The organism is Fictibacillus sp. NPDC058756 (genome assembly GCF_042746035.1).
Taxonomy (GTDB): domain Bacteria; phylum Bacillota; class Bacilli; order Bacillales; family Fictibacillaceae; genus Fictibacillus.
Window position 1 is genome coordinate 18,669 of the sequence record NZ_JBHYPU010000006.1, and the last position, 11,029, is coordinate 29,697.

An 11,029-nucleotide genomic window follows, 5' to 3' on the forward strand; every position below is an offset into this window, starting at 1 on the left:
GTTATATTAACTTCAAACATTCGGTTTTGGAGGAAAATATGAAATTAAAAAGAAGCGGAAGAATGGTGGATTTGACAGCCTACCTACTTCATCATCCCCATCAGCTTATTCCTTTATCTTATTTTGTAGAACGCTATGAATCGGCTAAATCATCTATTAGTGAAGATCTTGCTATCATTAAGGAACATTTTGAACAGCACGGATTAGGACAAGTTCAAACCGTTCCAGGGGCAGCGGGCGGTGTAAAATACATTCCAGGCATCGATCATGCAGAAGCGGAAGCAACAGTTGAAGAGCTTGTTCAGCTTCTGGAAGATCCAAGCCGAATATTGCCCGGAGGCTATCTGTACGTTACTGATGTGATCGGTAATCCAAGGCTGGTTAATCAGATCGGGCGTTTGTTTGCTTCTATCTTCTCTAAACGAAAAATAGATGTTGTTATGACGATTGCAACGAAAGGTATACCCCTTGCTTATGCGGTAGCTACACATTTGAACGTTCCTGTAGTGGTTGTTAGGAGCAACAGCAGGGTAACTGAAGGATCCACCGTTAGTATCAATTATGTTTCCGGCTCCACAAAACGCATTCAAACGATGGCTCTTGCAAGACGAAGCATCAAACAAGGATCCCGTGTTTTGATTATCGATGATTTTATGAAAGCTGGCGGTACGATTAAAGGCATGATCAGTTTAATAGAAGAGTTTCAGGCACAAATCGAAGGAATTGGCGTACTAGTGGAAGCGCAGGAAGTATCCGAACGCCTTGTAGATGATTATGTTTCGATCGCACGTCTTTCTCAAGTAAACGAAAAAGAAAACCGTATTGAAGTTGAAAAAGGCAATTATTCTCTAAACGGAGGTCATTCATAATGAAAAAGGTTCATACTACAGAAGCTCCAGCAGCAATCGGGCCGTACTCCCAAGGAATCGTCTACAACAATTTGTTTTTCAGTTCAGGCCAGATTCCACTGACAAAAGAAGGCGAAATGGTCGATGGAGATGTTAAAGAACAGACACATCAAGTATTCAGCAACTTAAAAGCGGTTCTAAATGAAGCGGGCTCATCTCTTGAGCAGGTAATCAAAGCTACGGTTTTTATTAAAGATATGAATGAATTTGCTGACATTAATGAAGTCTATGGCCAATATTTTTCAGAACATAAGCCAGCACGTTCTTGTGTGGAAGTAGCACGACTTCCTAAAGATGCTAAAGTTGAAATTGAAGTGATCGCACTTACGAAATAAGCTCCTTGATGGGGCTTATTTTTTTGGGAGAAAAGAGCGGCAAGAGAGAAATAATCGTTTACAGGCTGTAATTTTATTTTATAGGCCGTAATTCAAATTTATAAGCCGTAAATAAAATCTATAGGCTGTAAATCTTAATTTTCAGACCATAAATCTTCATTTATAGACTTTTCGACAAAACGGACCGGATAAAGAAATCGACAGCCATCTTACTTAAGCTTATGCAAACTTATACCGTACAAACACCTAAAAACACTGCTATGATGGTATCTTTATAAATTTTTTAAAAATTTTTATTTTTCAAAGAAGGATTTTGTAAAATGTTGAAGAATTGTAGTATTACGTTCTTATTATTGGAAAAAGGTGGTGTTTGTGAATGGAAGTGACTGACGTAAGATTACGCCGTGTAAATACAGAAGGCCGTATGAAAGCGATTGCCTCCATTACAATCGATCATGAATTTGTTATTCATGATATCAGAGTAATTGATGGCAATAATGGAATGTTCGTAGCTATGCCAAGCAAACGAACACCAGATGGGGAATTCCGTGATATCGCACATCCGATTACTTCAAGTACTCGGGAAAAAATTCAAAATGCGGTATTAACAGAATATCACCGTATGGGAGAAATGGAGTCTGCTTTGGAAGAAGCAGGAGCTTCTTAATATCCTAATAAGAATCAAGAGCCTGGTCGCAAATGATTAGGTTCTTTTTATTTGCCCATTTTTATAATAATCTGAATCTTCTCCAAATATATAAGCTCATTTCCTCCAAATTCTTCTCTATTTATATCAAACCATTGACAATCCCGCGTCACTTCTTGAAAAGCCCCCGCGTTTAAGATATATTCGTAATGGTATATTAAGAATTAGGAAAATGGATGGAGGTTCACTATGACAAATCGCTATGCGGTCATTCTTGCTGCGGGTCAAGGAACAAGGATGAAATCCAAATTATATAAAGTATTACATCCTGTTTGTGGTAAGCCGATGGTTCAGCATGTTGTTGACCAGATCAGCTCACTTCAAATGAAGCAAATGGTGGCTGTAGTTGGCCACGGAGCAGAAAAGGTTCAGGAACAACTGGGCGATCACATTCAGTATGTCCTTCAAGAAGAGCAGCTCGGAACTGCGCATGCTGTTATGCAGGCAGAAGAGGTTCTAGCTGAAGAGGAAGGAGTTACTCTTGTGGTGTGTGGTGACACTCCGCTTATTACATCTGAAACTATGGAAAAGCTTATTGCTGAACATGAATCACTTGGAGCAAAAGCTACTATCCTTACAGCGCAGGCAGATGATCCAACTGGCTATGGCCGTATCATTCGCAACAGTGAAGGTACGGTTGAGAGAAATGTTGAGCATAAGGACGCATCTGAGGAAGAGCGCAAAGTTACGGAGATTAATACAGGAACATACTGTTTTGATAATAAAGCGTTGTTTGAAGCTTTAAAGAAAGTAAGCAATGACAATGTACAGGGTGAATATTATTTGCCTGACGTGATCGAAATCTTGAAAAAAGCCGGTGAGGTTGTAGCGGCATATCAAACTCCTGATTTTAATGAAACGCTGGGTGTAAATGACCGAGTTGCCCTTTCCAAAGCGGAAAGCTTTATGAAAAAGAGAATTAATGAGCGCCATATGAGAAATGGCGTTACATTAATCGATCCAGAACAAACGTATATTTCTGATGATGCAGAAATCGGAAGTGATACAGTTATTTACCCCGGGACTGTTATTTTAGGGAACACGAAGATTGGTGAAGAGAACATCATTGGTCCTCAATCTGAAATAAAAGACAGTGTGGTAGGAAGCGGAAACACAATCCGCCAGTCTGTCATCCATGACAGTGAAGTGGGCAATGAAACAGCAATCGGACCTTTTGCACACATTCGCCCTAAGTCTGTTCTTGAGAATAAAGTGAAGATCGGAAACTTTGTCGAAATAAAGAAATCTGTTATGAGCACAGGAAGCAAAGCTTCACATTTAAGCTACATTGGGGATGCTGAAATTGGCAAAGATGTTAACTTGGGCTGTGGATCTATTACTGTGAATTATGATGGTAAGAACAAGTTCCTGACAAAAGTTGAAGATGGTGCATTCATCGGCTGTAATTCTAACTTAGTAGCACCTGTTACAGTTGGGAAAAACGCTTATGTTGCAGCAGGTTCTACCATTACTAATGATGTTCCGGCTGAGTCGCTGTCCATCGCAAGATCGCGTCAGACCGTTAAAGAAAACTATGTTCAAAAGCTTAACGAAAAACAAAATCAATAATTATTAAGAGTGGGGAAGGATGAAACCATCAATGAGTACGTATGTAGATCCTACATTAAAAGTTTTCACTTTAAATTCCAATAAGGAACTTTCAAAAGAGATTGCCGAGCATATTGGAATTGAACTTGGAGAAAGTTCAGTAACAAAATTCAGTGACGGGGAAATTCAAATCAACATTGAAGAAAGTATCCGCGGATGTGAAGTATATGTTATTCAATCCACTAGCGACCCTGTTAACCAGCATTTAATGGAACTTTTAATTATGATTGATGCTTTAAAACGTGCATCTGCTAAAACGATTAATGTCGTTATTCCTTACTATGGCTATGCACGCCAAGACCGAAAAGCGCGTGCACGTGAGCCGATTACTGCAAAGCTTGTTGCAAACTTGCTTGAAACTGCAGGAGCTACCCGTGTCATTGCAATCGATCTTCATGCAACTCAAATTCAAGGCTTTTTCGACATTCCTGTAGACCAGCTGCTTGGTGTGCCGATTCTTGCTAACTATTTCTCAAATAAAAACTTAGATGACATCGTTATCGTATCACCAGATCATGGCGGTGTAACAAGAGCACGTAAAATGGCTGACCGTCTTAAAGCACCGATCGCCATTATTGATAAGCGCCGTCCTCGTCCGAATGTTTCAGAAGTAATGAACATCGTAGGTAACATTGAAGGCAAAACAGCTATCTTAATCGATGACATTATTGATACAGCGGGTACGATAACTTTGGCTGCTAATGCACTAATGGAAAACGGAGCGAAAGAAGTGTATGCATGCTGTACGCATCCAGTACTTTCAGGACCAGCTATGGACCGAATCCAAAATTCTTCAATTAAAGAACTAGTTGTGACAAACACAATCGTTCTTCCTGAAGAAAAGAAAATCGACAAAGTTACACAGCTTTCAGTAGCGCCGCTATTAGGTGAAGCGATCATCCGTGTTCACGAGCAGTTATCTGTTTCTAAATTGTTTGATTAAAAGTTTTGAAGCTCTTCTCTAAAGATTGTTGCATTTGTGTTTATTCATTTCTCTTCATTGATGAGTTGATTGTAGTGTAAGGTGCGAGCCTCCTGGGGGATCAGTGGGACAGGTGAGACTCTTAAAGGCACAAATGTGCCAAGAGGCTCACCGCCCACCCCCCGGAAAGCGAGCAACCTGAAACGAAAATCAACGGCTTTCATGCAACAAGTTTTGCTAAGACAGCTTTTAAGAAGATGCTAAAAGTAATATCCTAAAAAACAAATCAAATTTCGCTTAAGAAGAACTTGCTAAACAGATTTCTAACTCCACGTTTTAAAATCTTTCACTTCGGGTAATCCTTTTAAGAGACTCGAAATAGGAAAGGTGGATCTCAATATGGCAACGAATCTAACAGTCGAAAAACGAAAAACTGAAAAACGTTCATTTTTGACGGAGTTAAGAAATAAAGGACATGTTCCTGCAAACCTTTATGGTTACGGAACAGAGTCTGTTGCACTGTCCGTTGATGAACCTGAATTTATTAAAGCTTATAGAGAAGTAGGTAAAAACGGCGTACTCAAACTTAAAGTGGATGGAAAAGATTATTCTGTAATGGTACAGGAAATGCAAGTACATCCTTTAAAGAATGCAGTTACTCATATTGATTTTATTGCTATTGATCTAAATAAAGAAACAGAAGCTGAGGTGCCTGTTGTACTGACAGGTGAATCTGCTGGTGTTAAAGAAGGCGGAATTCTGCAGCGTGTACACGCAACTGTAAACGTGAAAGCACTCCCGTCTGACTTTCCCGAGCAATTGGAAGCTTCCGTTGAAGAATTAAACATTGGTGATTCCTTATACGTTAAGGACTTGCCAACTGGCAGCAAATACGAAATTCTTCATGGAGAAGATGAAGTGATAGCGAGTGTAACACCTCCTAAGATTCAGGATGAAGAAACTGATCCAGAAACAGAAGAAGCGGACCAAGCTGGAGATGCTCCAGAGTCTTCTGAATCTGTAGCTGACGATAGTCAGGAAGGTCAGGAAGAGGAAAAGTAAGACGAATAGATATATATAAAACGCAGCGGTCGCTGCGTTTTTATTCTGTTTACCAGAATTGATGTACAATGTTCGTAAGACATTAAAAGGTTAGGTGAACCAAAAGTGAAATTGTTTATAGGACTCGGGAATCCTGGATCAAGATTTGATGGAACCCGACATAACATTGGGTTTGAAGTAATCAACAGACTTTCCGATTCTCTGAACATTCAAATGCAGCAAACAAAATTTAAGGGAATATACGGAACAGCAAACGTTGGCGGCGAAAAAATCTTTTTACTTAAACCGCTCACATACATGAATTTGTCTGGTGAATGTATTGGTCCTTTTATGGATTATTTTCAAATACCTGTTGAGGACATTCTTGTGATTTATGACGACCTCGATACTCAGCCAGGTAAACTAAGACTTCGAACAAAAGGAAGTGCTGGCGGTCATAATGGCATTAAGTCTATGATTGCCCATCTTGGAACACAGGAATTTAAGCGAATCCGTTTCGGTATCGGACGTCCAGCAAATCAGCAGCCTGTTCCTGATTTTGTACTTAATCGTTTTTCAAAAGAAGAGCAGCCTGATGTGGAGAATGGAATTGAACGTGCAATTAAAGCAAGTGAAGCTTTTATTGATACATCATTTGATAGGGTGATGAATAAGTTTAACGGGTAAAGAATAGATTACACATGTTCCGCTCATAATGGTTAGTAGAATGCTAACCGAAAGGGGAACTTATATGGCTATTCATTACCGGTGCAGGCATTGTAAAACACATGTTGGCACCATTGATCACCATACTGTGAACGCAGCGAATCTTGGATTTGAAACACTAACTGCAGAAGAACGGCAGGAATTACTCTCCTACAAAGAGAATGGAGATATAGAAGTAACGACTACTTGTGAAGATTGTCAGGATACATTAGAACGGTATCCTGAATTTCACACACTGAAATCTTTTATTCAATAAGGTATTGCTTTGGCCGCAGGCTATGATGCGGACCAAAGCCTTTTTCTGTTTACATGTCATAGTTTACAGCTATGAACGGCGTTTGAGAGGGGGAGAAAGAATTGCTCGGATTAAAGAGATATTTTAGTCAGGGAGAAGATTTTGATTCTATTTTAAATGGTATAAATGCTGGCCTGAAAGAACAATTAGTAGCGGGTCTATCAGGTTCTGCACGGACAATGCTGATCAGCAGCCTGCATGAAAAAACCGGTAAGCCTCAACTGGTTGTCACACATAACTTATTTCAGGCACAAAAGTTATATGAAGATTTAACTTCTCTTTTACCTGAAGATGAGGTTTATTTATATCCGGTTAATGACTTGATCTCTTCAGAAATGGCGATATCCAGTCCAGAATTAAAAAGCCAGCGTATCGAAGCTTTGAACTATTTAAGTAAGTCTGCTTCAGGTGTCATCATTACACCGATTGCAGGATTAAGAAGATACTTGCCGCCAATTGAAATTTGGAAACAAGCAGGTCTGTCTTTTCGAATGGGAGAGGAGATCGATCCAGATCAAATTTTGAATAAACTTGTTGCAATGGGTTATGAAAGAACTTCTATGGTTCAAACCCCTGGTGAATTTAGTGTGCGCGGGGGAATTATTGATATTTTCCCTTTAACTGTTAAAAACCCTGTTCGTATTGAACTGTTTGATACAGAGATTGATTCTATCAGGTTCTTTGAAGCAGAAACGCAGCGTTCAAAAGATAAAGTACAAGAAATCTCAATTGCTCCTGCAGAAGAACTCATTTTGTTTGACGAGCATTACGAACAAGCAGCTGAACGGATTGATGCTAGGCTGGCAGATACGCTAAAAAATATTAAAGATGATTCACTAAAAGAGATGCTTGTTGAAAATATCAGCTATGAAACAGGACGTTTAAGAGAGCATCAACAGTTCCAAAGCATGTATAAGTACGCTTCTTTGTTTTATGATAATCCGGCAAGCCTTTTGGATTATGTTTCTCCTGACTGCTTAATCATTATGGATGAGATTGGACGGATTCAGGAAACGAGCCAGCAGCTCGATAAGGAAGAAGCAGAGTGGCAGACAGCTCTATTGGAACATGGTGAGCTTGTCCGGGGTCTCACGATATCACCAGACACGAATGCACTCCTCGGTGACAAAAAGAGTTTCCCGATTATTTATCTATCCCTTTTCTTAAGGCATGTTCCTCATACTCAACCGCAAAACATATTAAATGTAGAATGCAAAAGTATGCAGAACTTCCATGGACAGATGAATGTGTTAAAAGGAGAAATGGATCGCTGGAAAAAGCTTGGCTTTGCGATCGTTTTTGTTGCGCTGAACAAAGAGCGTGCAAACCGTCTGGAAAGAGTCCTGGCTGACTATGAGATGGATGCTGGGATAATAGATGACGATAAAGATATTCGCCCGAAAACAAGCCAGATATTGCTTGGAGACCTTGCTAGTGGCTTTGAATCAACCAAACAAAAGCTTGTTGTCATAACAGAAGAGGAAGTTTTCACGAAAAAAGCGAAGCGCCCTGTCCGCAAGCAGCGGATGACAAATGCTGAACGCATAAAAAGCTACTCGGAGTTAAAAGTTGGGGACTATGTTGTTCACGTTAATCACGGGATCGGAAAATATTTAGGTATTGAAACACTCGAGATCAAAGGTGTGCATAAGGATTATCTGCACATTAAGTACTCTGGCAATGATACGCTTTACGTACCTGTTGATCAGATCGATCAAGTGCAAAAGTATGTAGGCTCTGAAGGTAAAGAGCCGAAGATCTATTCATTAGGCGGAAGCGACTGGAAAAAAGTAAAAAGCAGAGTTAAATCTTCTGTACAGGATATAGCAGATGATTTAATTAAGCTTTATGCTGAACGTGAAGCAAGCAAAGGATACGCTTTCTCAGAGGATGGTGCAGAACAGAGTGAATTCGAAGGCAGCTTTGCGTATCAGGAGACAGAAGACCAGCTTCGTACAATTGAAGAGATTAAAAAGGACATGGAAAGCATTCGTCCTATGGACCGGCTGCTCTGCGGAGATGTAGGCTACGGCAAAACAGAAGTAGCTATCCGTGCAGCTTTTAAAGCTATTATGGATGGCAAGCAAGTAGCTTTCCTCGTGCCGACAACCATTCTTGCTCAGCAGCACTTCGAAACATTCCGTGAGCGGTTTTCAGAGTTTCCGATTACGATTGGCAGCTTAAGCCGGTTCCGTTCAAAAAAAGAACAGAATGAAGTAATAAAAGGATTAAAAGCAGGCACTGTAGATATTGCGATCGGTACACACCGTCTTCTTTCAAAGGACGTGCAATATAAAGACCTGGGATTATTAATTATCGATGAGGAACAGCGTTTTGGAGTAACGCATAAAGAAAAGATTAAAACGCTGAAATCGAATGTAGATGTACTTACTTTAACAGCAACGCCAATTCCGCGCACACTCCATATGTCAATGCTTGGAGTACGTGATCTGTCGGTCATAGAAACACCTCCTGAAAACCGCTTCCCAATTCAGACCTATGTAATGGAGTATAACGGTTCACTGGTCCGTGAAGCGATTGAAAGAGAGATGGGACGCGGTGGTCAAGTATATTTCCTATATAACCGGGTTGATTCCATAGAACGAATGGCTGAACAGATTTCCATGCTTGTTCCTGATTGCAGGGTGGCATATGCACACGGTCAAATGTCAGAGAACGAGCTTGAAACGGTCATGCTTGAGTTTTTAGAAGGAAACTATGATGTATTAGTATCAACAACGATTATTGAAACGGGTGTCGATATTCCGAATGTGAATACGCTAATCGTCTATGATGCGGATAAGATGGGCTTATCCCAGCTTTATCAGCTCCGCGGCCGTGTAGGACGATCGAATCGTGTTGCTTACGCGTATTTTACGTATCAGCGTGACAAAGTTTTAACAGAAGTCGCTGAGAAACGTCTTCAGGCAATTAAAGAATTTACAGAGTTAGGTTCAGGCTTTAAGATTGCGATGCGCGACCTGTCTATCCGCGGTGCAGGAAACCTTCTTGGTGCTCAGCAGCACGGGTTTATTGATTCTGTAGGTTTTGACCTTTACTCGCAAATGCTTGAAGAAGCTATCGAGGAACGCAAAGGAACAAAACCAAAAGAAGTGGAAGAAGAAGTGGACCTCAATATAGAAGTGGATGCTTATATTCCTTCAAGTTACATTGGAGATGAGAAGCAAAAAATCGAAATGTATAAGCATGTACGGGCTGCTAAGTCGCTAAAAGATATTTCTGACTTGCAGGAAGAATTCATCGATCGTTTTGGCGATTATCCTGTGGAAGTCGAATGCTTGCTACTGGCAGCAGGAATAAAGCTGCGTGCTAAGCGTGAAGGCGTTCAATCGATCGAACAAAAGCAAGACACGATCAATATGCTTCTTACCGAAAGTTCGACGGCTTCAGTTGATGGAGGAAAAATGTTTGAGATCGCAAACAAGATCGGAAGACATGTGAACCTTGGGATGCAAAATAACTTTATGAAAGTGGTTATTAACCGAAAACGCCTAAAAGATTTAGAGCTGTTAAAACAAATTGATCTTTTCCTAAGAGAAATAAAGCATGCGAGGAAAGAAAAGACAACAAATACACTCTAAAATTTAATAAGCCCTCTCATTCGTGAATAGAACAGGAGATGTAACAAATAATAAACCTAGAAAATGGAACATTCTTTCAGAGAAGGAACCATTTTGTTGTTACATCAGTGCACTATCATCATCCGAAAGAGAGGGCATTATTTATATGAAAGCGACTGGTATCGTTCGACGTATTGATGACCTTGGGCGCGTTGTTATTCCTAAAGAAATCCGCAGAACACTGCGAATTCGCGAGGGAGACCCGCTTGAGATTTTTGTAGACAGAGATGGAGAAGTCATCTTGAAAAAATATTCTCCAATCAATGAGCTTGGCGACTTTGCGAAAGAATATGCGGAAAGTCTTGCTGACAGTACAGGTCATGTTGTTTTAATTGCTGACCGCGATACATATATTGCGGTAGCTGGCGGATCCAAAAAAGACTATCATAATAAAGCGATCGGCAAAGTAGTGGAATCTTCTATGAGTGACCGGAAGACACTGGTTGAATCAAACGGAACAGAAGCCGAGCTTATAGATGGAATTAAAGAAAATACATCTCATGTTATCGCTCCAATCATAGCGGGTGGCGATCCAATCGGAGCGGTCGTAATGATCGGAAAAGAAGGAAAGAAGCTTAATGAACTGGAGCAGAAACTTGCTGAAACAGCTGCAGGATTTTTAGCCAGACAGATGGAGCAATAAGGAAGGGCTTTTTTCGCCCTTTCTTTTTTTGTTTGTGCTCTTGTGTATCGCCAGGTGATACGTAATATCCAACAACAAAAAGCACAGGTAACTATGGTATAATACGTTGAATTAAAAAGAATTGTAATGAGATATGTCGACATGTGTCGTCCCGGGAAATATTTATCTGAATAGGTTCTTTTAAAATGGCTCATCTCTAAAAAA

10 protein-coding genes are annotated in these 11,029 nt (G+C 40.2%); all 10 read left to right on the forward strand.

Annotated features, from left to right (window positions below; genetic code table 11):
- The first annotated feature begins 38 nt into the window (after window positions 1-38).
- The gene (gene purR, locus ACFW35_RS19490; protein ID WP_379848244.1) at window positions 39-869 is read left to right on the forward strand and encodes a pur operon repressor; all 831 of its coding nucleotides are present in this window, start codon (window positions 39-41) and stop codon (window positions 867-869) included.
- Window positions 866-1,243 carry a RidA family protein gene (locus ACFW35_RS19495; protein ID WP_379848290.1) on the forward strand — a complete coding sequence of 126 codons (378 nt, stop codon included), beginning with the start codon at window positions 866-868 and terminating at the stop codon, window positions 1,241-1,243. The genes purR and ACFW35_RS19495 overlap by 4 nt, the downstream gene beginning before the upstream one ends.
- A 376-nt stretch (window positions 1,244-1,619) precedes the next feature.
- Complete coding sequence (gene spoVG / locus ACFW35_RS19500; protein ID WP_066238133.1) at window positions 1,620-1,910, forward strand: septation regulator SpoVG; 291 nt, start codon at window positions 1,620-1,622, stop codon at window positions 1,908-1,910.
- A gap of 228 nt (window positions 1,911-2,138) precedes the next feature.
- Window positions 2,139-3,518 (forward strand): bifunctional UDP-N-acetylglucosamine diphosphorylase/glucosamine-1-phosphate N-acetyltransferase GlmU, encoded by a 1,380-nt coding sequence (glmU, locus tag ACFW35_RS19505; protein WP_379848246.1) that lies wholly within the window; start codon window positions 2,139-2,141, stop codon window positions 3,516-3,518.
- Window positions 3,519-3,549: 31 nt separating this feature from the next.
- Window positions 3,550-4,500, forward strand: a complete 951-nt coding sequence (locus tag ACFW35_RS19510; RefSeq protein ID WP_379838050.1) for a ribose-phosphate diphosphokinase — start codon at window positions 3,550-3,552, stop codon at window positions 4,498-4,500.
- 378 nt (window positions 4,501-4,878) lie between these two features.
- Window positions 4,879-5,541: a 50S ribosomal protein L25/general stress protein Ctc gene (locus tag ACFW35_RS19515; RefSeq protein ID WP_379848248.1), complete on the forward strand. Its 663-nt coding sequence runs from the start codon at window positions 4,879-4,881 to the stop codon at window positions 5,539-5,541.
- A gap of 105 nt (window positions 5,542-5,646) precedes the next feature.
- Window positions 5,647-6,207, forward strand: a complete 561-nt coding sequence (gene pth, locus ACFW35_RS19520) for an aminoacyl-tRNA hydrolase (protein WP_379848250.1) — start codon at window positions 5,647-5,649, stop codon at window positions 6,205-6,207.
- A gap of 64 nt (window positions 6,208-6,271) precedes the next feature.
- On the forward strand, window positions 6,272-6,502 hold the full coding sequence (locus ACFW35_RS19525) for an anti-sigma-F factor Fin family protein (RefSeq protein ID WP_066285412.1): 231 nt from the start codon (window positions 6,272-6,274) through the stop codon (window positions 6,500-6,502).
- Window positions 6,503-6,603: 101 nt separating this feature from the next.
- Complete coding sequence (gene mfd / locus ACFW35_RS19530) at window positions 6,604-10,143, forward strand: transcription-repair coupling factor (protein ID WP_379848252.1); 3,540 nt, start codon at window positions 6,604-6,606, stop codon at window positions 10,141-10,143.
- 145 nt (window positions 10,144-10,288) lie between these two features.
- On the forward strand, window positions 10,289-10,825 hold the full coding sequence (spoVT, locus tag ACFW35_RS19535; RefSeq protein ID WP_379838042.1) for a stage V sporulation protein T: 537 nt from the start codon (window positions 10,289-10,291) through the stop codon (window positions 10,823-10,825).
- The last annotated feature ends 204 nt before the right edge of the window (window positions 10,826-11,029 follow it).